This window comes from Collinsella aerofaciens, assembly GCF_018785265.1.
In the GTDB taxonomy this organism is placed as follows: Bacteria; Actinomycetota; Coriobacteriia; order Coriobacteriales; family Coriobacteriaceae; genus Collinsella; species Collinsella aerofaciens_AI.
Genome location: NZ_WQPK01000024.1, coordinates 23,822 through 48,046, shown reverse-complemented (window position 1 = coordinate 48,046; position 24,225 = coordinate 23,822). Strand labels below are relative to the sequence as shown.

The window sequence follows — 24,225 nt, the reverse complement described above, 5'->3', positions numbered from 1 at the left end:
TACCGGATGTGAGTAAATCAACTCACTCATGCTGTGAGCTCAATCCAAACATGTACGTCCGCCTCCAAAGATGTCGAAAAATGTCGTTTTTGGAGGGTGGCGTACATGTTTTGGATCCCTGGCATTCCAGCAATGCCATGTCAGCATCCGCTGTCAACCGTTTACCGAGCAATAGGGTCGCAATCGGCGCCGAACATGTACTATGTACGGGCATTGTCTAAACCCACAATCCAAAGGACCCCATATTGCCCGTCGTCGCCGCCATAACCGTTACCTCACATGCCTCGGATGCCATGGTCGCTATTCCGTTTTGGCTCGAGATGTTCGCTGTTGTCGCTGCATCGATCTCGGGTGTACTGGTTGCGCGCGAGCACAAGCTCGACCTGGTGGGCGCGGTCGCGCTCGCGGTGGTCTGCGGTCTGGGCGGCGGTCTCTTGCGCGACATGACGCTGCAGGTGGGCAACGTCTACATCCTCAACCAGCCAATGGCGCTGCCGCTTTCCATTGCCACGGCAGCCATCATCTACATTTTCCCGGCAATCGTCGACAAGCCCGAAAAACTCATTCCCCTGCTCGACATCATCTCGGTCGGCATCTATGCCGCCACCGGAGCGGACAAGGCGCTTGTCTACGGCTTTGCACCGGCGGTGTGCATCATGATGGGCTTCTTCACCGCAGTAGGTGGCGGCATGCTGCGCGACGGCTTTATGGGCGTGGTTCCGGGCATTTTCCAACGCACTAACTTTTATGCCATCGCGGCCATCGCCGGATCGACAAGCTACGTGTGTCTCGTTATGAGCGGCATCATGAGCAATGTCGCCGCGCTGATCGTATGCGTTGTCGTGACCATGGGTCTGCGCTGGCTCTCGCTGCGCTTTGACATCAAAAGCCCCACCGAAGAAGACATCGCGCGCTTTTTGCACCGTAAAAAGTAGGCAGCACGACACGACCCCTCGAAATGCAACCGAGAGGTTCTTTTAGAGCGCCCGCGCGTTGGGTACCCTGTTAGATGCATATCGAGCATCTGACGAAGGATTCACTATGCCCTGTAATCAATTCCCGTTGACCCAGCGCCGTAAAGCATGGGGCCGCATCACCATCCTGTTCGCGCTCATCGCGCTCGCGCTCACCGCACTTCCCACGGCGTCGTTCGCCGGCACGGACACCGCAGGCAACGTACTTGCGACCGACAATGACGCCAATCCGTCCGGCGTCGATGGTGACCTGTACTGGGCCGGCCAGGCCCTCAACTTGGACGATGCCTCCATCGGCCGCGATATTATCGCGGCGGGCGAGAGCCTATCGATTCGCGACTGCACCGTAGGCGGCGCTATTCGCCTGGCGGCGCGCACCATCGACATCGCCAAGACCACGGTTGATGGCAGCGTCACGGTGGCCGGCCAGCACGTTGTGCTCAACACCGGTAGCACCGCCAACTGTTTCTATGCGATGGGCGAGACGGTTGCTCTGCGCGGCTCCGCCAGGTCGGCAGCGCTTGCGGGCGACACGGTAACCATCGATGGCACCGTCGATGGCGATGTCGAGGTTTGGGCCGACAAGCTCATCCTGGGCAAGAACGCCCACATCACCGGCACCGTGAACGCGCACGTCTCCGAGGACCCCGAGCGCGCCGCGGGAGCCGAGGTCGGCGCACTCAAGATCGACCGCACCGAGAACGAGGATACTTCCACCGTTAACGATGTCATCGGCGGTATCGTCGCCGCGGCACTCTCGACCTGCTTTGTCGCTCTGCTGCTCGAGCTCGTCTTTCCGCGTGCGACTGCCAGCGCCGCCGGTATGCTCCACCAGCGCCCCATGCCCCTGTGGGTGAGCGGTCTTCTGGGCACGATTGCTATCGTCCCCGCCGTCCTGCTGCTAATTATCTCTATCGCTGGTCTGTCGCTTGCCGGAGCCCTCATGTGCGGTGTTATTGGCATCGCGCTGGTGTCGAGTGCCTTTGCGGGGTGTGCGATCGCCCGCATGGTCGGACACAGCCAAAACCGCTACGCCATGGCAGCCATCGGCGGCGTGATCGCCGGCGCCCTCACGGGGCTTCCCTTCGTAGGCGACTTCATCAGCGGCGTGGCCTTCGTCTTTGCACTCGGCTACATCATCCAAATCATCTGGCGCAACGCCCACCTCAAACCGCAGCAGTCGGCTAACACGCCAGAACTCCCCACCGCTTAGCCGCCAACCGCCACAAAGGGGCCAAGCACCTTTGTGGCAATGCAGACCAGCTAAATCCCCTTGCACCAAAAAGGGCGCCGACCATTACGGTCGGCGCCCTTTCTTGTTAGACGTTATAAAGCCCAGCGCTTATTTGTTGACCTGACCGGCGCGGACGGCGGCCTTCTTGCGGTCGGTGGCATTGAGCAGACGCTTGCGCAGGCGGATGTTCTTGGGAGTAATCTCGACCAGCTCGTCGTCGGCGATGTACTCCAGCGCCTCCTCCAGCGAGAAGGTGCGGGGCGGCACCAGCTGGACGGAGATATCGGAGGTCGAGGAACGCTGGTTGCCCAGGTTCTTGGTACGGGCGATGTTGACGACCATGTCGCCAGCCTTGCTGCGCTCGCCCACAATCATGCCCTCGTAGCACTCGGTGCCCGGCTCAACAAAAAGCTGGCCGCGCTCCTGCAGCGTACCCAGGGCATAGGCAACGGCCTTCTCGGTGGTCATGGAGATCATTGCGCCGTTCTGACGGTTACCGATCTCGCCGGCGTAGGGACCGTACTCCAGGAAGGTGTGGTAGAACACGCCCTCGCCGTGGGTGACGTTCATGATGCGATTCTTAAGGCCCATGATGCCGCGGGTCGGGATCTTAAACTCGAGGTGCGTCACGATGCCCGAGGTGTCCATGCTCGTCATGATGCCACCGGAGGTACCGAAGACCTCAACGACCTTGCCCGAGTACTCGTCCGGGCACTCGACGACGGCCTGCTCGACAGGCTCCATCTTGTTGCCGTTCTCGTCCTTCTTAAACAGAACGCGGGGACGGCCGACCTGGAACTCAAAGCCCTCGCGGCGCATGGACTCCATCAGGACGGACAGGTGCAGAATACCGCGGCCCGAAACCTCGACGCCACTCTTGTCCTCGAGTTCCTCGATCTTCATGGTCACGTTGTTCTCAGCCTCGTTGAACAGGCGCTCCTTGAGCTGACGGGCGCCCACGATGTCGCCGTCGCGACCGACGAGCGGGGAGGTCGAAGCCTCAAAGACGATGGACAGGGTCGGCGGGTCGATCTCAATGGGCTCGAGCTCGACGGGGTTCTCGGGGTCGGTGTAGACATCGCCGATATCGGTGCGGTCAATGCCCACGACGGCAGCGATGTCGCCGGCGCCGACTTCCTGGCACTCGGTACGGCCCAGATAGTCGAAGGTAAAGAGCTGCTTGACGGTAGCGGTGGCGCTGGAGCCGTCGTTCTTCACAACCAGAATCTGATCGCCCTGATGGATGGTACCGGAGTACACGCGACCGATGCCGATACGGCCAACGAAGTTGGAGTGGTCGATGGTCACGCACTGCATGGCCAGCGGGGCGTTCTCGTCAACCTCGGGCGCGGGCATGTCGTCGATGATCATATCGAGCAGCGGATACATGTCCATGTTGCCGTCGTTGGGATCAAGGCGGGCAAAGCCATTCATGGCGCTGGCGTAGACCACGTGCTCCATGGCGAACTCAAGCTGGTCGTCGGTGGCGCCCAGGTCGGCCATGAGGTCCAGGCAGTCGTTGTAGGCCTTCTCGGGGTTGGCGCCCGGACGGTCGATCTTGTTGATGACGATCATGATCTTGAGGCCGGTGTCGATAGCGTGACGCAGCACGAAGCGGGTCTGGGGCATGGGGCCCTCAAAAGCATCGACCAGCAGCAGGGCGCCGTCGGCCATACGCAGCACGCGCTCGACCTCGCCGCCGAAGTCGGCGTGGCCCGGGGTGTCGATGACGTTGATCTTAACGTCCTTGTACTCGATAGAGATGTTCTTGGCGAGAATCGTAATGCCGCGCTCGCGCTCCTGGTCGTTAGAGTCCAGGACGCGGTCCTCGACCTGCTGGTTGGCACGGAAGGCGTCCGTGGCACGCAGGAGCTTGTCGACCATCGTCGTCTTGCCATGGTCGACGTGAGCGATGATGGCGATGTTCCTCAGATTGTCTACGCGCATGTAGTTCCCCTATCTTCTATCTATATACAACCGGCACGCGTATGCGACCCACCCAGCAATGCAACGCTCGGCGGGAATATTGAGCCTTTTACCGAAAACTCGTTTATTTTAGCGATTTTAGATGAGAGGGGTTTCCTCACCTGCAGGTTCAGGGTCGCTCCACATAAAACCATCGCCGGCGCCCATGCCCTCATACAGCACATATGCCGAAAAACCGCTCTCGAGCGTGGTTTCGAAGAAGCTCACGAGCAGAGCATCGTGATAGCCGCCGTCAATCTCGACGCAGCCGGTGTAGCCGATGGCATAGCGAGCGATACGGCCCAGGCCCTCGTCCTTAAGACCCATCTTGTGCTCGGAGATAAAGTTGGTGGCCGCCTCGAGGCACGCCTCTTCGCCGTCCTCGTCGAGCGCCGCCAGATAACGGTTGGAAGCGGCGTCCTCAATTGCCACGACCACGCCAGGGTTTTCACCGGCGGCAAGGTCGTCCAAGAACGCGCCGATCAGATCGCACACCATGGCGTCGAGCTCGGCGGAGACGTTACCGGCGTCCTGCATATCCTGTGCCATCTTTAGACCTTCCCATCGAGTCTGGCGTCGTTACAGTTCTTGTGCCTCAGCAGCGATCTTAGCGGCAGCGTCGCGGGCGCGCATCATATCCATCGCGCGCTTGTCGAGTACCTTGATCTGACTGGTCAGCATGACCGCATCGACCACGCCCCAGATCATAAGGCCCGTAGAGATCGAAAACCCAAGCGCACCAACTGTACCACGAAGGCGCGAACAGATTGCCGCGACAAGGGCGGAGACGACAACCATCTTGATAAACGAGCCGCGGCGTTCGCGAAGCGTGCGGGCCTGCGTCACATAGGCAATGCGAGCCGCCTCAGAAGCCTCCGAGCGCATCTGGGCCTCGCGCGCAATGGTCGCCGCCTCAGCCGACATACCGCCGGCCATCAGCGAACGCTCCGCAGCCTGGACGCCCCGCATTTAGAAGTCATCGGGGGAGAGCGTATGGACGAACTCGTCGAACTTCTCGAACTCTTGCTCGTCGTCGACTTCCTCGGCATGGGCAGAAACGGTGCCCAGGCGATTCATGATGTCGTCTTCAACGAACATGGGGGCATTACTGCGTACGGCGAGGGCGATGGCGTCGCTCGGACGCGCATCGATCTTATGCTCGTTGCCATCGGCCAACACGACAACCGTCGCGTAAAACACGGGCGGCTCGGCGCGAACGATTTCGATGCGTTCGAGCTTGGCACCCAGGGCACCAACAGTATCGAGCAACAGGTCATGGGTAATCGGGCGCTCGGCGCGACCGCTATCGATGCCGCGGCTGATGGCAGCAGCTTCAAACGAACCAGTCTGAATGGAAAGGGAACGCAGTGGCGCGGGCGAGTCAGGTTTGCTGCAGCGCTCGCGAAGCACGATAAGCGATGGCACGGGACCGGCGGCCATGACGATGGTCTCTATGTCGACACGAACCATGGAACACCTCCGGTACGTAGCGGTTAACACGCGGCAGTCCGCCGCATTGAATAGCTATACTACCCAAACTTTCGCACAGCACACAAAACCAAAATGAGATTTATCGCAGACAAGAAAAAAGCCCCGAGGCAATGCCCCAGGGCTCTTCACAGTTTTGATGGTGGACCTGACAAGATTCGAACTTGTGACCTCCCGGTTATCAGCCGGACGCTCTAACCAACTGAGCTACAGGTCCATCATGGTGGAGGTTAGGGGGATCGAACCCCTGACCTCAGGCTTGCAAAGCCCGCGCTCTCCCAGCTGAGCTAAACCCCCACGGAGACAGTAATAAACACCCCAGCGGCGACTCGGCTCTCGCTGGGGTGTTTATTGCGAAAGAAAGTGGTGGACCTGACAAGATTCGAACTTGTGACCTCCCGGTTATCAGCCGGACGCTCTAACCAACTGAGCTACAGGTCCATCGCGCAAGGGATATATTAGACGAGTCGTTACGCGCGCGTCAACAACTTTTTTTGAAAATCTTTGAAGGGTGTTCGCCCCGGTCGCACGGCGGCATGTGAAGTCGCCTACTCGGACAGTCCTGACTCGCACAGAGAGCACATTAAGTGCTCTCCGGCTCGTGCGGAACTCGCGATCGACTTCGCATGCCGCCGGGCAGCCGGGGCCGACGCGGGGTTCAAAGGTTTTCAAAAAAGCGGTCGGCGCGCAGTGCGCCGACCGCCGATATATGGGGTCTGATATTTTCTAACAGTTAGGGCCTCTTACTCGTCAAGGAGATCTTCCGGCATGTCGTTGCCGTCGCCTAGATCGACAGGGGTTTCTTCGGGGGCGGAGCCGTTTTCTATGGCTTCGCCTTCGGGCCTCTCTTTGGCGGCCGTCATGCGGGCCACGGCGCAGATGCGGTCGTTGTCGTCGACGGTCATCATCTTGACGCCCTGGGTGGCGCGGCCGGTCTGGCTGATCTCGTCGGTCTTGACGCGAATGACCGTCGCGCCCTCCGTCACGATGAACAGCTCGTGCTGCGGGCCCACCGTCTTCATGGCCGCGAGGTTACCCTTACGCTCGGTCATTTGAATGGTGTAGACGCCCTGACCGCCGCGATTCTGCTCCGGGTAGTCCGCGACCGGCGTGCGCTTGCCGTAGCCGCGCTCGGTGATGACGAATAGATCGCCGTTGCCGTTAGTGACTTCCATGCCCAGAACGCTCACGCCGTCCTTCAGACCGATACCGCGAACGCCGCTGGTATCGCGGCCGGTGGCGCGCACCTGCTCCTCGGAGAACATGATCGCCTTGCCCGCGGTGGTGGCCAGGATAATCTTGTCGCCCTCGCGCACGCGGCGCACGTTCAGCAGCGCGTCGTCGTCACGCAGGTTGATAGCGATCAGGCCGTCGCGACGGCTGCGGTCATATGCGCTCATCACGGTCTTTTTGACCATGCCGCTCTTGGTGGCAAACATCAGGTACTCGTCGGCCGGGAACTCGCGGCAGCTGATGACGCTCGCGATCTTCTCGCCTTCCTCGAAGGGCAGCAGGTTGACGATCGCGGTACCGCGCGCCTGGCGCGTACCCACCGGCAGCTCGTGCACCTTCAGGCGATAGACCTTGCCCTTGCTCGAGAAGAACAGCACGTACTCGTGCGTGGACGCGATGAACATCTCATCGATAACGTCGTCCTCTTTGAGGTTGACGCCCGACACGCCCTTGCCACCGCGCTTCTGGGCACGGTAGGCAGCCACTGGGATACGCTTAACGTAGCCGGTGTGGGTGATGGTCACGACCATATCCTCGTCGGCGATGAGGTCCTCGACATCCAGGTCCTTCTCAACCTGGCTGATTTCGGTACGGCGCTTGTCGCCAAACTTCTTGGAGATCTCGCGCATCTCTTCCTTGATGACGCCCAGAATCTTCTCCTCGTGCGCCAGCAGGTCCTCGTAGTAGGCGATGGCGCGGCGCAGGCCGTCCAACTCTTCTTGGATCTTGTCGCGCTCCAGGCCGGTCAGGCGGCGCAGCTTCATCTCGAGGATGGCCGTGGTCTGCTCGGGCGTAAAGCCAAAGCGTTCGATCAGTCGGCTGCTGGCCTCGGAGTCGGTCTGCGAGGAGCGGATGATGCTGATGACCTCGTCGATATGGTCAAGGGCCATCAGGTAGCCCTCGAGGATATGCGCGCGGGCCTGGGCCTTCTTAAGGTCGAAGCGGGTGCGGCGGGTGACGACGTCGACCTGGTGGTCGATGTAGTGCTGCAGCATCTCGCGCAAGCTCAGGCATTTGGGAACGCCGTTGACGAGTGCCAGGTTGTTGGCGCCAAAGGTCGTCTGCAGCGAGGTGTACTTATACAGGTTGTTGAGCACGACCTGCGGAATGACGCCCTTCTTGAGCTCGATGACCAGACGGATGCCCTTCTGGTTGGACTCATCGCGCATATCCGAGATGCCCTCAATGCGCTTGTCGTTGACGAGTTGGGCGATCTTCTCCTGCAGGGTGCCCTTGTTGACCATGTAGGGAATCTCGGTAAAGACCAGGCGGCTGCGGCCGGTCTTGGTGGACTCCACATGTGCCTTGGCACGCACGGTAATGGAGCCGCGGCCGGTCTCGTAGCTCTGCTTAATGCCGGCGCTGCCCATGATGATGGCGCCGGTGGGGAAGTCCGGACCGGGTATGATCTGCATGAGCTCGTCGACGGTGGCGTCGGGGTTGTCGATCAGGTAGCAGGTGGCCTCGATCGCCTCGGTGAGGTTATGCGGGGCGATGTTGGTGGCCATGCCGACGGCGATGCCCTGGCTGCCGTTGACCAGCAGGTTGGGGAAGCGCGCAGGCAGTGCCACGGGCTCGGCGAGCGATTCGTCGTAGTTGGGCTGCCAGTCGACGGTATCCTTCTGCAAGTCACGCAGCAGTTCCATGGCGGGCTTGGCCAGGCGGCTCTCGGTGTAACGCATGGCCGCCGCGCCGTCGCCATCGATGTTGCCGAAGTTGCCGTGACCGTCGATGAGCGGCGTGCGCATGGAGAACCACTGCGCCAGGCGGACCATGGCCTCGTAGACCGCAGAGTCACCGTGCGGGTGGTACTTACCGATAACTTCGCCGACCGTCCAGGCCGACTTTTTGTGTGGGCGGTTGGGGTAGATGCCGCTCTCGTTCATCGCGTACAGGATGCGGCGGTGTACCGGCTTTAAGCCGTCGCGCACGTCCGGCAGGGCACGCGCTGTGATAACCGACATCGAATACTCGATGAACGACTGCTTCATCTCGCGACCGAACTCCGAAATCTGGAGCTGGCCGCCGTTGATGTCCTCGCCGGCCGAGGCGCCACGATCGACTTCGCCAAAGCTCTCCTCGAGCTCACCGTCGTCGTCCTCTTCCTCATCATCATCGGCATCGGGGTTATAGGCGTCCGGATCGCCGTCCTCGCCCTGCTCAGCACGGGCAAGCAGGCGCTTCAGATCATCGGGCATACCGGCATCGCCGGCCTCGTCCATACCCTCGTTATTGTTGATATCGTCTGCCACGTTACCTCCTCATGGTTTGCGTGGTCTATTAGTTCCCTACCACGGAGACGGCTTTTCCAGGTGCCGCAGATTCGCCCGAAAGAGGAGGGAAGCGTACTTGGGTACGCGACCGACGATTGAGGGCGAAGGTGCGGTGGCTGGGAAAGCCGCGGGGATTAGGCATCCAAGAATCGTGCGTCGTGGGCGTGTTTTTCAATGTACTCGCGGCGATAGCCGACCTCGGAACCCATCAGCTCGCGCACGGCGCGGTCCGCCACCACGGCGTCCTCGATCGACACGCGCTGCAGAATGCGGGTCTTGGGGTCCATCGTCGTCGAGGCAAGCTGCTTGGGGTCCATCTCGCCCAGGCCCTTGTAGCGCTGGACGGTATAGCCCTTGCGCTTTTTGGTGATCTTGCCGTCCTTGGCCTTGCCGTCCTCGTCGTTATCGTCGGGGTTCAGGCCCAGGCTCTGGATGGTGTCGCGCAGGATCTCGTCTTCGGGCTGGCGGCCGTTGGGATACACGTAGTGAATCTTGTTGCGCACCTTAATGCCAAAGATGGGCGGGCAGGCAACATAGACGTAGCCGGCATCGATCAGCGGACGCATGTACTTGTAGAAGAACGTCAGCAGCAGGATGCGGATATGCGCACCGTCGACGTCTGCATCGGTCATGATGATGATCTTGTGGTAGCGCGCCTTGGTGATATCGAAGTCGCCGCCGTCGCCGGCACTCGTCGTGACGCCGCAGCCGATCGCGGTAATCAGCGACTGAATGGTGTCACTCGAGAACGCGCGATGGTCACCAACGCGTTCGACGTTCAAAATCTTGCCGCGCAGGGGCAGAATCGCCTGGATGTCTCGGCGACGGCCGTCCTTGGCCGAACCGCCTGCCGAGTCGCCCTCTACGATGAAGAGCTCGGTCAGCTCGGCATCGCGCACCGAGCAGTCGGCGAGCTTACCGGGCAGGGACGCCGTCTCGAGCAGGCTCTTGCGGCGGGTCGCCTCGCGCGCCTTGCGGGCGGCGTTGCGGGCCTTGCAGGCCTGCTGGGCTTTCTTGACGATCTCGCGGGCGGGCTTAGGATGCTCCTCAAGGTAGTCGGCGAGGCCGTCGGTCACGATCTTGAGCGTCAGCGCGCGCATATAGGAGCTGCCGAGCTTGGCCTTGGTCTGGCCCTCAAACTGCGGATCGGGCAGCTTGACCGAGATAACGGCCGAAAGGCCCTCGCGCACATCGTCGCCGGTCAGGTTGGCGTCTTTTTCCTTGAGCAGGTTCTGCTTGCGCGCGTAATCGTTGATCACGCGGGTGAGCGCGGTACGGAAGCCCTCAAGGTGCATGCCGCCTTCGGGGGTGTAGATGTCGTTGGCAAACGACATGACGTTCTCGCCGTAGCCGCTATTCCACTGCAGGGAAACCTCGACCTCGCCCATCTTGGCCACAGGCGCGTCCGGGTCCGATTTGCCCTCGATGTAGATGGGCTCCTTAAAGGCCTCGGGGACGTCCTTGCCCTCGTTGAGGAACTTGACGAAGTCGATGATGCCGCCCTCGTAGCAAAACTCCTCCACGTGGGGAGTCGCTTCGCGCTCGTCGGTCAGCACGATTTTGAGGTTCTTATTGAGGAACGCCGTCTCCTGCAGACGGTTGTGCAGCGTATCGAAATCGTAAATGCAGGTCTCGAAGATCTCGTCGTCGGGCCAGAAGGTGACGGTGGTGCCCGTCGAATCCGAGGTGCCCACGACCTCCATCTTCTTGACGGTCTTGCCGCGCGAGAACTCCATCTCGTAGGTGTTGCCGTCGCGACGAACCTGAACGACCACGCGCTTGGACAGTGCGTTGACGACGGAGATGCCAACGCCGTGCAGGCCGCCCGAGACCTTATAGGCCGAGTTATCGAACTTACCGCCGGCGTGCAAAATCGTCATGACGACCTCGAGCGTCGGGATCTTTTTAACAGGGTGCTCGTCGACGGGGATGCCGCGCCCGTTGTCGACGACCGTGATGGAGTTGTCGGCGTGGACCGTCACCTGGATCTCGGTGCAGAAACCGGCCATGGCCTCGTCGACGGAGTTGTCAACGATCTCCCACACCAGGTGATGTAGACCGCTGGCGCTCGTCGAGCCGATATACATGCCCGGGCGCTTACGAACGGCCTCGAGACCTTCGAGAATCTTAATCTCGCCGCCATCGTAATCGTTTTCGTTTGCCACACGTCCTCCTTCAGTCAAGAAAATGTGTACAGCCTTACTAGTTTATCGTAAAAAAATACCCTCGGGAACGAGGGTATTTGGCTCTACAAGGCCACCAGATGCGATTTAAGGCTCTTTTTTGCTTTGCACGCCCTTGGCCCACTCGGCGCTGGCTCTCATGGCATTCTCGAGGGCCTCGCGCAGTTTTTGGTCTTCGATGGGCGCCACTTGGCGCTCAATCTCGGTGCGCTCGGCCTCACTTAGGTCGGCGTGCGGGGCCGGCGGGCGCTCGGTCGTCGCCGGGCGCAGGCGCTGCTTGGCGGCGGGCGGCGTGTGACCGGGCGCGGTGGTTTTGAACACCAGGCCGTCCACATGTGCACCGGCGCGCTCCATACGTGCGCGGATGATCTCGCGCAACAGCGTCATTTCCTGCGTCCACGAGGGCGAGTCGAGATATACCAGCAGCTCATTGGACTCGGGCAGGTAGCGCAGGCCCGTCACATGCCGCCCCTCGCGCGTGCCCGAGCACACCGCGTTCCACGCGCGATAGATCGCGCGCGACTCCTCGGCAGCCTCCATCTGCGCACGGCGCTCAGGTGTTGCAGCCGCCAGGATGCGCTGGCGCTCTGCGTTCAAAAACCCACTGAAGGCGACTGTCTCGCTCTCGCGCTCGTAATTAGCACGTCTCACCCATGCTCACCACCTTGGCTCGATCAAGCAGGTCATCGGTAAAGTACCCCAGGTTGGTCGTGGTTATGACCGTCTGGATATCATCGCCGATCAGCCGCAGAAAAGCGCCGCGACGCTCGCCGTCGAGCTCGCTCATCACGTCGTCTAAAAGCAGCAGTGGGGCGGTGCCCAGGACATCGCGAGCCACGGCCACCTCCGCCACCTTCCAGGCCAGAACCAACGTTCGCTGTTGACCTTGGCTGGCAAATGAACGGGCGGAGCGACCCGCCACGGTAAACTCAATCTCATCGCGATGCGGTCCCACCAACGTCACGCCGCGGCGAATTTCCTCGTCGGCGTGCTCATCAAGGGCAGCCAGCATGCGCTCGTACGCCCAGCCCTTCAGCTCTTCGCGATCCTCGACCTGGGGCAAATCCCCCAGCGTGGACGTATAGGTCACGTTGGCAGCCTCGCCGGACGCCACTTGCCCGTAGGCAGTGTGTACATGGCCCGCCAGCCGGTCGAGCAGGGCCAACCGGTGCACGAGCAGAGCCGCGCCCGCGCGGGCAATCGAATCGTTCCACGCGCCGAGCATCTCACGGCAGCACCAGGTCTCCTTGAGCAAGGCGTTACGCTGGGTCACGCAGCGCCCATAGGTGCTCGCAAGATCGGCATAGCGTGCGCTCAGTTGCATGCCAAAGTCATCGAGGGCGGCGCGGCGCACACTGGCGCCTCGCTTAACCATGTCCAGATGGTCAGGGCAAAACAGCACGCTCGGCAGAACCCCGCGTACACCGGCGGCAGAGCATCTCTTGCCGTTGCGGCTAAACGAGCGCTTACCGTCCTCCGCGCTCAATCCCATATCAAGCACGCGGCCGTCGCCCTCGAGCCTCAGCTCGACCTTGCACGAGCCCACGCCGTCATGGACGAGCTCGGCTGCGGTCGGATGCCTAAACGAGGCGCCGCTCGTCAGCAGCTGCAGCGCCTCTATGAGATTGGTCTTTCCCGCCGCGTTTGGTCCCGCAAGTATCGTCACGCCCTCGTCCAGGGCAAGGCGATAGCTATCGAAGCTGCGGTAGTGCGCGACGGAAAGATCGCGGGCGAACATGGTCATAGGGCAGTTGCTAGATGCGGACCGGCATGACCAGGTACAGGTAGTTGATCTTGTCGTAGGACTTGAAGATGCCCGCCTGCGAGTAGCTCTTGAGCTCCAGCGTGATCTCCTTCTCCTTGGACAGGGCATTGAGGCAGCCAAAGATGTAGTGGTAGTTGAAGGCGATGGTGCCCGACTCGCCCTCGGCCTCGACATCGATCGTCTCCTGCGCAAGGTCCTGGTCATTGGAAATGGAGGACAGGCCCATCTGCCCGTTCTCGACATCGATCTCGAACTTGACGGCGGGGTTGGCGCTCGCGATAACGGCCACGCGCTTGAGGGCGGCGTTAAAGGCGGCGACGTCGATCTTGACGCTCGTCACGCACGAATCGGGGATGAGCTGCTTGTAGTTGGGGTACACGCCCTCGATGCGGCGCGACACGTAGGTGGTGTTGCCGGCCTCAAAGACGACCTGGGTGTCGGTAGCCCCGATCATGATGGTCGCCTGGCTGGCCATGATGTTCAGCGCGTCGTTAAAGGCGTCGGCCGGAACGTTGAGTTCAAAGGAGCCCTCGAGGGTTGAGGTCTCGACCTGCGTATCGCACACGGCCAAGCGGAAGGAATCGGTCGCCACCAGGCGCACGGTGTTGTTCTCGACCTTCATGTGCACGCCACCCAGGATGGGGCGGGCCTTGTCAGTCGAGGTGACGCGCCACACGCGGCCGACCATTTCGGACAAGATATCGGTCGGCAGTTCCACGGCGCTCTCGATGGCATAGGCCGGAAACTCGGGGAAGTCATTGGCATCGAGCGTGTTCAGGCGGAAAGAGCTCTTCTCACAACCAATCAGCACCTGGCGCTCGGACAGCTCAAAGGTGACCGGGGCATCGGGGAGGGTCTTGGTGATATTGGAGAGCATCTTACAAGGGATAACCATCTCGCCCCCTTCTTCGACATGTGCCGCGATGCGATGACGGATCGAGATGGTGTAGTTAGAGGTCTGGAATTCCAAGATGCCGTCTTGCGCCTTGACGAGCACGCCCGACAGGATGGGAAGGGTGGACGCCGAAGCGACACCCTTCATAACGACGCCGATGGCTTGTGTAAGCGAGCTCTGGCTGACGGTGAACTTCATCTTTTAATACCTTTCTTTAGATATAAATATCTTAATAATAGTAATAGCACTGACGAAACTGTTGATTACTCCCAAAGACGCAGGTCAGACCCAGAAAGAGAATCGACAGCAACCTGTGTGCAACGGGGGTGGTTTTCCACGTTCAAAACCTGCGCAAAACTTTTCACCACCGCGGGTTGGGTTTTAGACACCTTATGCCCATGGTTTCGACAAGTTTTCAACAGGTGTCTCTATTTCCCTACGAGCGCAGTGTAATTTTATCGCGCAGCGATTTGAGGTCTTCGGTGACGGTACGGTCTTCCTGGATCATCTTCTGGACCTTTTTGTAGCTCGTGCTGACGGTCGAGTGGTTGCGGTTGCCAAATTCGGCGCCCACCGCCGTGGTCGTCATCTCGCACATCTCGATGGCCAGGTAGATAGCGATATGGCGTGCTTTGGCGATATTGGCGTTGCGACGCGGGCCGATGAGCTCCTCGTGCGTCACGCCGTACTGCTCTTCGATGACGGACTGAACCGTCTGGACGTTGATCTTTTTGGCCGATGTGTCGAAGTACTGGCTGGCGATGGCGTCGATATCGTCAAAGGTGAGCTCCCCGCCCTCGCGCTCGCGGTCGCCCGCCTCGCCGGCGCAGCGCTCGCAAAAGCTCTCGAGTTCGCGGATGTTGGTGCCCGAGACCTCGGCCATGTGTTTAAAGTGCTCGTCGGTCAGGTGTCCGCCGTCGCCCCCATAGGCCGCCAGCAGCGAGTCGTCGCCTGCCTCGGGAGCGGCGACGATGGTGTTCTCGTAATAGCGCTGCAAGATCTTGTATTTCATCTCGTAGCTGGGCTCTGCGACCAGGCAGAGCATGCCGGCGTTGAAGCGGCTGGTCAGACGCTCGTCCATGCTCAGGTCCTTGGGGGCACGGTCTGCCGCGATGACGACCTTCTTGTTGTTGCGGATGAACTCGTCCATGAGCTGGAAAAAGTAGTCCACGCTCGCGCGCTTGCCGATGATGTTTTGGATGTCATCGATGATGAGCACGTCCACGCCGTGGTACGCCTGCATGATGGGGGCGTTGCTCTTCTTTTGGCGGTCGAACTCGGTCATCAGGTCGTCCAGATATGCCTGGGAGTTGGCATACTTGACCTTGATCTCGGGCGACTTCTCGGCGAGCTCGTTTTTGATGGCAAGCAGCAGGTGCGTCTTGCCCAGGCCCGATTTGCCGTAGATGAACAGTGATGTGCATGTGCCGCGCTCGTCCGCGAGGGCGGCAAACTTGAGTGCCGAGCGATAGGCATGGCTGTTCTCGGGGCCGTAGACAAAGTTCTCAAAGGTAAATTTTGAGTTCGCGGCGAGCGGGGCTCCATCCGTATTCTGCTCGGCCGGCACGGTCGGTGCTGGCATGGGTGAAGCGGGGGTCGCAGCTTGCGTGGATTTAGTCGGCGCTCCGCCCTTCATCTGGTTCATCATGCGACGAAAATCGTCGGCCGAGAGCGTGTTCTTGATTGCAATGCCCGAATCCGCGCCCGCCGCTGCGTCGTGAGCGATGGGCATGTGCGTGACGGGTGCGTTCGTTGACGTCGCTACCGCGGTCGGCAACGGCGCCATGGTTTCACGGGAAACATCGCTGTGCTGGTGCTCGATTGTCGGCACGTCGCCTGCGGAGGCCGGCACCGCCGGGGAAGCAGCGGGAGCCGTGGCGGGCGCCGTCGCGGCAGCGGATTCCGTCGCGGCGCCTTGCGGTGCCACGATGTCGAGCGCAATCGGCGCAAAGGCGATTTCTTCCAGATAGGCCTCAATAGTCGGCTGATGCTTTTTGAGCTGCGCGATGGCAAAGCGCGAGGGGGCCTCGATCGTGAGCGTATCTTCGGTCAGGCTTATGGCGCGCGATTGCCCCAGCATGTTGATGAGGCGTGCATCTTGGCCGTCGCGCTGACAAAAGGCGATGGCATCCCCCAGGATGATGCTTGCTTCCTCGTCCACTGTCTCTCCCGTTCTTTAGCTCTGAGCTCGCACGCGAGCGGCGCCGAGTTCGGTCAGATGGTATTTCTGGCCATGCTTGATGACCAAGCCGGCCTGCGCCAAGTCATTGAGCGTGCGTGACCAAGTGGGGGCCGAGTTTCCAAACGTCCTCGCCAGATCGGTTGCACCGCACGCTTGATTTTGCGCCAGATAGCCCAGCGCGGCGTTGCCGCGATCGCTTACGAACACGTCCGGTTGTGGCTGCGCATACTGATTTGCTGCATTAGGATACATCATTTGAGCTGCTGGTTGTTGAGAACTCTGCATCGGCGGCATTTGCTGTTGAAAACTTTGAGGCCACTGTTGGTAAGGCTGTGGAGGCATCTGCTGGGTCCAAGGGTTGTACTGCTGCTGCGGCATCTGCTGGTACGGCTGCTGATATCCCTGCTGGTACTGCTGCGGGAACTGCTGGACATACCCCAGTGGCGGCATCTGCTGATATGGATATCCCCGTTGGTACGGCTGATAGCCCATTTGCTGGCCACCCGGCGCCCCCGTCGCCTGCTGCATTGCTGCTGCATCCTGATCAGCCAGCGGCATGGCCTCTGGCATGTTTGGCGGCATCGACATAGATGCCGCCTGGGGTTCTTGTGTGGGAAGCATTCCGGGCTGCTGCATCTGTCCCACGGGGGGCTGCATCTGCTGCGTTGCCACGGGCCGCTGCGCAAAAGCTCCCGGCAGGGGATATGTGGGCTGCTCCGTCTCGGGCCGCACGGCAGCGCCGCGTCCGCCGGCACGCTCGATTTCCTGCACGCGTTTAGGGTTCAGGCTTACCGTAACCACGGTGCCGTTGCCCATGTTGTCCTCGATGGATACGGCACCGCCGGCGTTTTCCAAATACTCCTGCACCATGGGAAACCCTGCTCCGGTTCCACGGATATAGCGCTTCATCTTGCTGTTTGCGCTGGTAACGCCAAAGTCGAAAGCACGTTCCTTGTCGTCGATGCCGGGTCCTTGGTCAGCAAAGCGGATGGTGTCTCCGCCGTCCAGAATCGAGATGATGGGCTCGGCAAAGTGTGCGTGGATAAAGTTTTCGACAATCTCGCGGATGACCATGAGCGAGATGTGGCCACCTTGTTCTTTCATGCACTGGTAGACGGTGTTGGTCGTCTCTTCCAAATACGTGCGGACATCTTGCGGATCAATGACGATCACACGCGGTGTCGACAGCATGTCGTCATAGACGGCGATGCGCGCGGCGTACATGGCTTTTGGCGCCTGCGTTGTCGTCTGTTCACCTTCGTCACGCTCTTCGCGCACGCCGGTGATGTGCTCGTTGTCGGGTGCCGGGTCTCCGGAATCGACCATGGTGTAAAAGTCGTCAGACATGCCGCTCGCAATCTTCCAAAAGGTTTCGAACAAATAGTAGCTCACTGTGCAATGTTTCTCATCTTTCGACAACTTTTCAAAACCTGTTGAAAACTTTGGAAAACGGACGAAAAGTTCTCAACATTGCCAACATGACCTGTTGAAAACTCGATGAAATATCGTGAAAAGTTGCCATGCACCGCTAAATCGAGCTTGGCTTATGGGGGAACCGTGTGAACTGCGCAACCTTTTACCTTTGATTTCTTGACATTTGAACATTGATTTCCCTACAATCTTCAAGCTCACGTGTCTATATCTGCGTCCGCGTCCCCGCGGACACTCGAAATGCAGCAGGAGGAACTTAAGATGAAGCGTACGTATCAGCCTAATAAGCGTAAGCGTGCCAAGACCCATGGCTTCCGTGCCCGTATGGCCACTAAGGGTGGTCGTGCCGTGCTCGCCCGTCGTCGCGCCAAGGGCCGCAAGCGTCTCACTGTCTAGCAGCGATACACACATCTCGCATGAAGACTATTAAGTCTCGGCAAGATTTCGAGCATGTGTTCAGTCAGGGGCGTCGTTTCAATCACCCTCTGATTCGAATGACCATATGTGAATCGGTTGGCGAAGGCGACTCCGGAAGGGTCGCCTTCGTTGGTGCTAAGCGACTCGGTTGTGCCGTCGTGCGCAACCGATCCAAGCGTGTGATGCGCGAGGCCGCCCGCAGCTGCGGATTTCCCGTTGCGGGTTATGACATCATCTTGTTCGCAACTCCCAAGACGAGGGTTTCCTCGCCGCAGGAGATGGACAAGGCGTTGCGTTCGCTTATGAAGCGCGCCGGCGTTGCCGGGGAGGAGCGATGAGCAATCACGTTTTGCGACGTGTTGCCATCGCTCCTATTCGCATATATCAACAGGTTATTTCGCCCTTATTGCCTGACGCCTGCATTTATTACCCAACGTGCTCGCAATACGCCGTCCAGGCGATTGAGAAGCACGGTGTTTTGAGAGGCTGCTGGCTTGCCGTGAGGCGCATCGCTCGCTGCAATCCCCTGCACGTCGGCGGTTATGACCCTGTGCCCTAGCGGGCACTCGCTATCGGAGGAAAACTTACATGTGGGATTGGATCGTTAACATCCTTTTCGAGCTGCTCAAGCTCATCCAGACCTTTGCGGTCGACTGGGGCCTGTCCATCATCATCCTGGTGGTCATCATCCGTCTGCTGCTGACGCCGCTCATGCTCAAGTCGACCAAGTCGACGGCTCGCATGCAGGTGCTGCAGCCCAAGATGCTCGAGATCCAGGAGCGCTATGCCGACGATCCCCAGCGTCAGGCCGAGGAGATGCAGAAGTTCTACAGCGAGAACAAGTTCAACCCCATGGCTGGCTGTCTGCCGCTGCTGATTCAGATGCCTATCCTGTTCGCCCTGTTTACATTGCTGCGCAACCTGCCGCAGTACTTTAACGACGGCACGTTCTCGTTCTTCAACATCCTGCCCGACCTGACCACCACGCCGAGCGCTTCCTTTGCCGATGGCTTTATGGTCGCGCTGCCTGCGCTGGTCTGCCTGATCCTGTTCGCTGTCCTGACCCTGATTCCGCAGCTCTATATGTCGCGCAACCAGACCGGCCAGCAGGCTCAGAGCATGCGTATGATGGCCGTTGTCATGACGGTCATGATGCTTTGGATGGGCTGGAGCCTTCCCGTTGGTGTTCTGCTGTACTACGACGTCTCGTCTGCTTGGCAGGTTATCCAGCAGATTTTTGTGACGCAGAAGGTCATCGACAAGGCGAAGGCCGATGAGGAGGAGCGCCTTAAGAACGCGCCGCTGCAGGTTGAGGTCACTCGTCGCGAGAAGAAGCCGCGCCCGCACAAGAAGAAGTAGCGGGATATCAATCTTATTTAGGTACCTAACTTTTGGAGTACGTTATGTCTGAAGAGATCATCGAGGGTATGCTTGAGGAGGTTGCCCCGCAGGTCGCGGGCGATTATCCCGAGATTGCACAGCGCTACAAGGCCGGTGAAGAGCTGACCGACGAGGAGCTCGACACCATTGCCGATGTCGCGATTTCCATCCTGCGTTCCATCCTTTCGCACTTCGATGCCGCCAACTCTCCTATCGATGAGTATGAGGGCGACGAGGGTGAGCTGATTCTGGATGTAACGGCTCCCGACCTTGCTGTTCTCATTGGCCGTCATGGTCGCACCCTTGATGCCCTTCAGGTTATGTTCTCTTTGCTGGTGAGCCGCAAGCTTGGCTTTAGGTATCCGGTTGTAGTGGACGTCGAGGGATACAAGAGCCGCCGTCAGGACAAGGTTGCCTCCATGGCACAGTCTGCAGCCGAGCGTGCCATCCGCACTCATAAGAGTGTTTCGCTTCCGCCCATGAATGCCTATGAGCGTCGACTGGTTCACATTGCACTTCGTGGCAATGATGCCGTCGATACTCATTCTGAGGGTTCTGACCCTGATCGCCATGTGGTGATTGTTGCTCGATAATCTGCTCGAGCTTATGCTAAGGGGACGTGGTTTCCACGTCCCCTTTTTTTGTCAAAAGTTCTCGATACACTGATTTTTGTCAGAAAGGAGCTTTCGTTGTTAGTACTTACTGATCAGCAAGCTGACGAGATGTTGACTCGTCTAACTTCCTATTGCAAAGAGTATTCCTTGAGCGTATCTGATGTTGAGCTGAGGAAATGTATTCAGCATTTGGATTTGGTTCTCGAAACAAATAAGACAACTAATCTCACCCGTATTCTTAACGTAGAAGATACTGCGGTACTTCATATCCTCGACTCACTTGTTTTGCTCCCCTATATCAATAAGGCTTCTGAGGGAGCTTTGCTCGATATGGGGACTGGTGCGGGCTTCCCTGGTATTCCGTTAACCATAACCACGCATCGTAAAGCTACTTATATTGACTCTGTTGGTAAGAAGGTTGATGCCGTCAATTCTTTTGTTCATGCTCTTGGGTTGAAACATGCTCATGCGATTCATGATCGCCTTGAAGAATATGCTCGAAGCCATAAGAAGCAGTTTTCTGTCGTAACCGCCCGCGCACTTGCCCCTCTACCGATTCTTGTTGAGTATGCGGCTCCGTTCCTCAAGGATGGAGGTCTATTTGTTATCACCAAGGGTAATCCTTCGGATGAGGAGCTAGTTTCCGGCATGTCGGCAGCTAAGATTTGCGGCTTCACTTTGCTTCTTAATGACGCAATCGATTTGCCTGAGGGCTTGGGCCACAGGGAGTTCATTGTTCTTAAGAAGAGTCATCCAGCATCCGTTTCATTGCCTCGTGCAAATGGCATGGCTAAGAAGAATCCGCTTGCCTAGATGTTTCACGTGAAACATAATGGATACTAACAACTTGCAGTGTTTCACGTGAAACATGGCGGTTGATATCGAATCGGAATGTTTCACGTGAAACATCCTCCGTTTGACAGCTTTAATACACACCAGGAGGGACCGTGGGATTTCGCGACGTTAAGCGTTCTAAGAACGCAAAAGACACGCGTATCATTGCAATCATCAATCAAAAAGGCGGCGTCGGTAAGTCAACGACGGCTGTAAACCTTGCAGCAGCACTGGGTGAGCAGGGTCGTAAGACACTGATTGTCGATTTTGATCCGCAGGGAAACAGTACCAGTGGATTTGGAATTGAAAAAGAAGACCTTGATCACTGCATCTATGATGCATTGTTGAATGATGTGCCGGCAGAATCGCTTGTTCTTGATACAAATTGCAAAAAGGTATTCGTAATTCCAGCTACGATTCAGCTTGCAGGTGCCGAAATTGAGCTCGTAAGCGCAATTGCTCGTGAAACCCGCCTCAAAGATTTGCTTGAGCCGATTCAGGACGAGTTCGAATTTATTTTCATTGACTGTCCTCCTTCGCTCGGCCTGCTTACTATCAATGCCTTGACCGCAGCAGATAGCGTTTTGATTCCAATCCAGTGTGAGTATTACGCACTCGAGGGCGTTACGAAGCTGCTTGAGTCAATGAAGATGGTCAAATCACGTCTGAACAAGGGCTTAGACACCTATGGCGTGCTTATGACCATGTATGACTCACGTACTTCTTTGTCGAATCAGGTTGTTGAGGAAGTTCAATCGTACTTTGGTGATAAGGCGTTTAAGACGCTGATTCCCCGTACGGTTAAAATCTCTGAAGCTCCGTCTTTTGGAGAACCGGTAATTACCTATGCACCTCAAAATAAGGGTGCAAAAGCGTATATGAACCTTGCAAAAGAGGTGATCAAGCGTGCCTAGTGCAAAGAAACGTGGTGGATTGGGACGCGGACTCAATGCTTTGGTCTCAGAGGCTGAGTATGAGACCGGTGGTTCTGCTGCATCTGCTTCAAATGCCGCATCTGAAACAAAGCTACCTATTGAGGATATCGTTCCCAACCCTAATCAACCGCGAATTCACTTTAATGAAACTGAACTTCGCGAGTTGAGCGAGTCAATCCAAGAACATGGCGTTTTGCAGCCGCTCTTGGTTCGCAAGCATGGAAACGGCTATGAGATCATCGCTGGTGAGCGTCGTTACCAGGCGTCAAAGCTTGCTGGTCTTGAGGAGCTGCCTGTCATCATTAAAGATGTTAATGATGAAGAGATGCTGGCTCTTGCTCTTATCGAAAATCTTCAGCGTTCTGATCTGAATCCCGTCGAAGAGGCTAAGGGCTATCGCCAGCTCATCGATGCTAGCGGTATGACCCAGGAGGCGTTGTCGAAGGCCGTAAGCAAGTCACGCTCTGCAATTACAAACTCGCTGCGCCTTCTCGATCTCCCCGAAGTAGTTCAGCAGATGATTTTTGAGGGTAAACTTACTGCTGGTCACGCACGTGCGATTCTTGCAGTTCCCTATGAGGATGCTCGAATTCGACTTGCAGAGAAGGTTGTTGCGGAGGGCCTTTCTGTAAGAGCGACAGAAAATCTTGCTCCATTGTTTTCTGCCGGAGAGACACCTAAGACGCTGCGGCCTGCAACGCCTCAGTCTTTTAAAAAGGCTGCGCGTGTACTTCGTCAGGTATTTAATACCAACGTGCGCGTGAAAAGCTCGCGTGGAAAGAATAAGATTGAGATTGAGTTTAAAGACGAGGAAGAGCTCTCTCGTATTCTTGGTGAAATGATTCAGTTTGATCAAGGAGGCCAAGATGAGGAATAAGATTTTAACTGCGATTGCATTGGTGACGACTGTCGCGGCCGGTGCCTTTGCTGGCTATAAGATCGCGACAGACGATGAACTTCGAGGTCGTTTGCTTCGTGGTGCGCAAGATATTGTCGATACTTCCAAGAAGAAAATGGATGTTATGACAGAAGATGTTGCCATGCGCACTGCTCAGGTAACAAAAAATCCTAAGATTAATCAAGGTTGGGTTAGCAACCAATGGGAAAATGTAGGCTATTAGGTACCTAACAATTACCCTGCATATTTTGAGCGGCCCTTGTCTGATTCATGAGACAAGGGCTGCTTATTTTGTCCGTAAACAATGGGGAAGCTAGCGGCGGTCCAAAATTGAGGTCAATAAATGAAACGGCCCCTGTTGCATATCCTGCAACAGGGGCCGTCCGATGTTTCACATGAAACGTTTTGGAGTGCGACTCCCCTATGCGCTCTTCTGAACTTTGAAGCGCTGTTTCAGCTGTCCGCAAGCGGCGTCAATATCGTTACCACGGGAGTTACGAATCGTGGTCTCGATGCCACGGGACTCAAGACGACGCTGAAGATCCTCAACCTTATGAATCGGCGACGGCTTGAGCGGGCTGCCCTCGATGTCGTTAAGTTGAATCAGGTTAACGTGGCACAGCGTTCCCTCGCAGAAGTCGCAGAGTGCCTGCATCTCGGGATTCGTATCGTTGACGCCTTCGATCATGGCATACTCATAGGTCGGGCGGCGGCCAGTCTTCTCGGTGTAGAGCTGAAGCGCTTCGTGAAGGCGAAGCAGCGTGTATTTCTTAACACCGGGCATGAGCTTATTGCGCGTCGACTGGATGGCGGAATGCAGGGAAACGGCAAGAGTGAACTGCTCGGGGATATCGGCAAATTTGCGAATACCGGGAATAACGCCGCTGGTAGAGACGGTGAGGTGACGAGCGCCGATACCGATACCATCGGGGTCGTTGAGGATACGCAATGCCTTGAGAACCTCGTCGTAGTTGGCAAACGGCTCGCCCTGGCCCATGAAGACAACGCTTGTGGCACGCTCGCCAAAGTCGTTGGATACATGAAGTACCTGGTCGACGATCTCTTGAGCGGTCAGAGAGCGCTTGAGGCCGTTGAGACCGGTAGCGCAAAAGGCACAGCCCATGCCACAGCCTGCCTGGGTGGAAACGCAGACGGAAAGCTTGTTACGACGGGGCATGCCGACGGTCTCGACGGAAACGCCGTCGTGGTACTCGAGCAGATACTTGCGAGAGCCATCTTTGGAAACCTGCTTGGTGAGTTCAGTCGGCGTGTCAAAGGCAAAAGCCTCTTTAAGCTGCTCGCGGAAAGCCTTGGGAAGGTTGGTCATATCGTCAAACGAACAAACGTTCTTCTCAAAGACCCATTCGATGAGCTGCTTCGCGCGGAAGGCGGGCTGGCCAAGTTCGGCCACGAGCTCGCGAATATCGTTTTGGCTCAAGTCGCGAATGTCCTGAGATTTAGTCCTGGGATTCATGGAAGCCTTTCGATTTTGGGGAAACGTAGAGGGTATCGCTACAATATGGT

Annotated in this window: 23 protein-coding genes and 3 tRNA genes; 11 read left to right on the top strand and 15 right to left on the bottom strand. The window is 58.0% G+C overall.

All coding sequences use genetic code 11. From position 1 onward, the window contains the following. Positions 1-245 precede the first annotated feature (245 nt). A complete protein-coding gene (locus GPK42_RS04600) occupies positions 246-935 on the top strand; it encodes a trimeric intracellular cation channel family protein (RefSeq protein WP_252200106.1) in 690 nt (229 codons plus the stop codon). Between the two features lie 106 nt (positions 936-1,041). Beyond that, positions 1,042-2,187 (top strand): DUF8173 domain-containing protein, encoded by a 1,146-nt coding sequence (locus GPK42_RS04595; RefSeq protein WP_215693835.1) that lies wholly within the window; start codon positions 1,042-1,044, stop codon positions 2,185-2,187. Between the two features lie 129 nt (positions 2,188-2,316). Here GPK42_RS04595 and typA read toward each other — a convergent pair whose 3' ends face one another. The 14 genes from typA to GPK42_RS04525 form a co-directional block, all read right to left on the bottom strand. Next, positions 2,317-4,155 carry a translational GTPase TypA gene (gene typA, locus GPK42_RS04590; protein ID WP_006235837.1) on the bottom strand — a complete coding sequence of 613 codons (1,839 nt, stop codon included), beginning with the start codon at positions 4,153-4,155 and terminating at the stop codon, positions 2,317-2,319. A 117-nt stretch (positions 4,156-4,272) separates the two neighbouring features. Continuing rightward, positions 4,273-4,722, bottom strand: a complete 450-nt coding sequence (locus tag GPK42_RS04585) for a hypothetical protein (RefSeq protein ID WP_089572580.1) — start codon at positions 4,720-4,722, stop codon at positions 4,273-4,275. A 30-nt stretch (positions 4,723-4,752) separates the two neighbouring features. Next, positions 4,753-5,109, bottom strand: a complete 357-nt coding sequence (locus GPK42_RS04580; RefSeq protein WP_215693833.1) for a hypothetical protein — start codon at positions 5,107-5,109, stop codon at positions 4,753-4,755. A gap of 33 nt (positions 5,110-5,142) precedes the next feature. Then, on the bottom strand, positions 5,143-5,643 hold the full coding sequence (locus GPK42_RS04575; RefSeq protein WP_215693831.1) for a bifunctional nuclease family protein: 501 nt from the start codon (positions 5,641-5,643) through the stop codon (positions 5,143-5,145). 158 nt (positions 5,644-5,801) lie between these two features. Further along, positions 5,802-5,878: transfer RNA gene (locus GPK42_RS04570), tRNA-Ile, on the bottom strand. Between the two features lie 4 nt (positions 5,879-5,882). Beyond that, positions 5,883-5,958, bottom strand: a tRNA-Ala gene (locus GPK42_RS04565). Positions 5,959-6,025: 67 nt separating this feature from the next. After that, positions 6,026-6,102 (bottom strand) — tRNA-Ile (locus GPK42_RS04560). Between the two features lie 302 nt (positions 6,103-6,404). Next, positions 6,405-9,116: a DNA gyrase subunit A gene (gene gyrA / locus GPK42_RS04555; RefSeq protein ID WP_215693881.1), complete on the bottom strand. Its 2,712-nt coding sequence runs from the start codon at positions 9,114-9,116 to the stop codon at positions 6,405-6,407. 185 nt (positions 9,117-9,301) lie between these two features. After that, positions 9,302-11,332 carry a DNA topoisomerase (ATP-hydrolyzing) subunit B gene (gyrB, locus tag GPK42_RS04550; RefSeq protein ID WP_117769723.1) on the bottom strand — a complete coding sequence of 677 codons (2,031 nt, stop codon included), beginning with the start codon at positions 11,330-11,332 and terminating at the stop codon, positions 9,302-9,304. 105 nt (positions 11,333-11,437) lie between these two features. Further along, positions 11,438-12,001: a DciA family protein gene (locus tag GPK42_RS04545; RefSeq protein WP_338404330.1), complete on the bottom strand. Its 564-nt coding sequence runs from the start codon at positions 11,999-12,001 to the stop codon at positions 11,438-11,440. Then, positions 11,988-13,094, bottom strand: coding sequence for a DNA replication/repair protein RecF (gene recF, locus GPK42_RS04540; RefSeq protein WP_215693829.1), 1,107 nt, complete (start codon positions 13,092-13,094; stop codon positions 11,988-11,990). Before recF ends, GPK42_RS04545 begins: the two co-directional genes overlap by 14 nt. 10 nt (positions 13,095-13,104) lie before the next feature. Then, positions 13,105-14,208 carry a DNA polymerase III subunit beta gene (dnaN, locus tag GPK42_RS04535; RefSeq protein WP_152068594.1) on the bottom strand — a complete coding sequence of 368 codons (1,104 nt, stop codon included), beginning with the start codon at positions 14,206-14,208 and terminating at the stop codon, positions 13,105-13,107. 238 nt (positions 14,209-14,446) lie between these two features. Continuing rightward, the gene (locus tag GPK42_RS04530; protein WP_117746864.1) at positions 14,447-16,171 is read right to left on the bottom strand and encodes a DnaA ATPase domain-containing protein; all 1,725 of its coding nucleotides are present in this window, start codon (positions 16,169-16,171) and stop codon (positions 14,447-14,449) included. A gap of 15 nt (positions 16,172-16,186) precedes the next feature. Next, a complete protein-coding gene (locus tag GPK42_RS04525) occupies positions 16,187-17,611 on the bottom strand; it encodes an ATP-binding protein (RefSeq protein ID WP_252200105.1) in 1,425 nt (474 codons plus the stop codon). 273 nt (positions 17,612-17,884) lie between these two features. Here GPK42_RS04525 and rpmH point away from each other — a divergent pair, with 273 nt between their 5' ends. From rpmH to GPK42_RS04480, 9 genes are all read left to right on the top strand, one after another. Then, complete coding sequence (gene rpmH / locus GPK42_RS04520; RefSeq protein ID WP_019127408.1) at positions 17,885-18,019, top strand: 50S ribosomal protein L34; 135 nt, start codon at positions 17,885-17,887, stop codon at positions 18,017-18,019. 20 nt (positions 18,020-18,039) lie between these two features. Then, complete coding sequence (gene rnpA, locus GPK42_RS04515; RefSeq protein ID WP_006236191.1) at positions 18,040-18,378, top strand: ribonuclease P protein component; 339 nt, start codon at positions 18,040-18,042, stop codon at positions 18,376-18,378. Beyond that, complete coding sequence (gene yidD / locus GPK42_RS04510) at positions 18,375-18,599, top strand: membrane protein insertion efficiency factor YidD (RefSeq protein WP_082421942.1); 225 nt, start codon at positions 18,375-18,377, stop codon at positions 18,597-18,599. Before rnpA ends, yidD begins: the two co-directional genes overlap by 4 nt. 29 nt (positions 18,600-18,628) lie before the next feature. Next, on the top strand, positions 18,629-19,399 hold the full coding sequence (locus tag GPK42_RS04505) for a YidC/Oxa1 family membrane protein insertase (protein WP_006236192.1): 771 nt from the start codon (positions 18,629-18,631) through the stop codon (positions 19,397-19,399). 44 nt (positions 19,400-19,443) lie between these two features. Continuing rightward, positions 19,444-20,013: a Jag family protein gene (locus tag GPK42_RS04500; protein ID WP_215693827.1), complete on the top strand. Its 570-nt coding sequence runs from the start codon at positions 19,444-19,446 to the stop codon at positions 20,011-20,013. Positions 20,014-20,181: 168 nt separating this feature from the next. After that, entirely contained in the window at positions 20,182-20,847 is a 666-nt protein-coding gene (gene rsmG / locus GPK42_RS04495) for a 16S rRNA (guanine(527)-N(7))-methyltransferase RsmG (protein WP_252200104.1), read from the top strand. Positions 20,848-20,981: 134 nt separating this feature from the next. Further along, positions 20,982-21,782 carry a ParA family protein gene (locus GPK42_RS04490; protein WP_215693823.1) on the top strand — a complete coding sequence of 267 codons (801 nt, stop codon included), beginning with the start codon at positions 20,982-20,984 and terminating at the stop codon, positions 21,780-21,782. Next, entirely contained in the window at positions 21,775-22,680 is a 906-nt protein-coding gene (locus GPK42_RS04485) for a ParB/RepB/Spo0J family partition protein (protein ID WP_215693821.1), read from the top strand. Before GPK42_RS04490 ends, GPK42_RS04485 begins: the two co-directional genes overlap by 8 nt. Beyond that, on the top strand, positions 22,670-22,924 hold the full coding sequence (locus GPK42_RS04480; RefSeq protein ID WP_117564012.1) for a hypothetical protein: 255 nt from the start codon (positions 22,670-22,672) through the stop codon (positions 22,922-22,924). The genes GPK42_RS04485 and GPK42_RS04480 overlap by 11 nt, the downstream gene beginning before the upstream one ends. A 198-nt stretch (positions 22,925-23,122) precedes the next feature. Here GPK42_RS04480 and rlmN read toward each other — a convergent pair whose 3' ends face one another. Further along, positions 23,123-24,175 (bottom strand): dual-specificity RNA methyltransferase RlmN, encoded by a 1,053-nt coding sequence (gene rlmN, locus GPK42_RS04475; protein WP_215693819.1) that lies wholly within the window; start codon positions 24,173-24,175, stop codon positions 23,123-23,125. Positions 24,176-24,225: the final 50 nt, after the last annotated feature.

What these genes read in the sequence shown, in the direction of transcription:
- GPK42_RS04595 (WP_215693835.1), top strand. Translation starts at nt 1,042, where the DNA reads ATGCCCTGTAATCAATTCCCGTTGACCCAGCGCCGTAAAGCATGGGGC.
- typA (WP_006235837.1), bottom strand. Translation starts at nt 4,155, where the DNA reads ATGCGCGTAGACAATCTGAGGAACATCGCCATCATCGCTCACGTCGAC.
- GPK42_RS04585 (WP_089572580.1), bottom strand. Translation starts at nt 4,722, where the DNA reads ATGGCACAGGATATGCAGGACGCCGGTAACGTCTCCGCCGAGCTCGAC.
- GPK42_RS04580 (WP_215693833.1), bottom strand. Translation starts at nt 5,109, where the DNA reads ATGGCCGGCGGTATGTCGGCTGAGGCGGCGACCATTGCGCGCGAGGCC.
- GPK42_RS04575 (WP_215693831.1), bottom strand. Translation starts at nt 5,643, where the DNA reads ATGGTTCGTGTCGACATAGAGACCATCGTCATGGCCGCCGGTCCCGTG.
- gyrA (WP_215693881.1), bottom strand. Translation starts at nt 9,116, where the DNA reads ATGGACGAGGCCGGCGATGCCGGTATGCCCGATGATCTGAAGCGCCTG.
- recF (WP_215693829.1), bottom strand. Translation starts at nt 13,094, where the DNA reads ATGACCATGTTCGCCCGCGATCTTTCCGTCGCGCACTACCGCAGCTTC.
- dnaN (WP_152068594.1), bottom strand. Translation starts at nt 14,208, where the DNA reads ATGAAGTTCACCGTCAGCCAGAGCTCGCTTACACAAGCCATCGGCGTC.
- rpmH (WP_019127408.1), top strand. Translation starts at nt 17,885, where the DNA reads ATGAAGCGTACGTATCAGCCTAATAAGCGTAAGCGTGCCAAGACCCAT.
- rnpA (WP_006236191.1), top strand. Translation starts at nt 18,040, where the DNA reads ATGAAGACTATTAAGTCTCGGCAAGATTTCGAGCATGTGTTCAGTCAG.
- yidD (WP_082421942.1), top strand. Translation starts at nt 18,375, where the DNA reads ATGAGCAATCACGTTTTGCGACGTGTTGCCATCGCTCCTATTCGCATA.
- GPK42_RS04505 (WP_006236192.1), top strand. Translation starts at nt 18,629, where the DNA reads ATGTGGGATTGGATCGTTAACATCCTTTTCGAGCTGCTCAAGCTCATC.
- GPK42_RS04500 (WP_215693827.1), top strand. Translation starts at nt 19,444, where the DNA reads ATGTCTGAAGAGATCATCGAGGGTATGCTTGAGGAGGTTGCCCCGCAG.
- GPK42_RS04480 (WP_117564012.1), top strand. Translation starts at nt 22,670, where the DNA reads ATGAGGAATAAGATTTTAACTGCGATTGCATTGGTGACGACTGTCGCG.
- rlmN (WP_215693819.1), bottom strand. Translation starts at nt 24,175, where the DNA reads ATGAATCCCAGGACTAAATCTCAGGACATTCGCGACTTGAGCCAAAAC.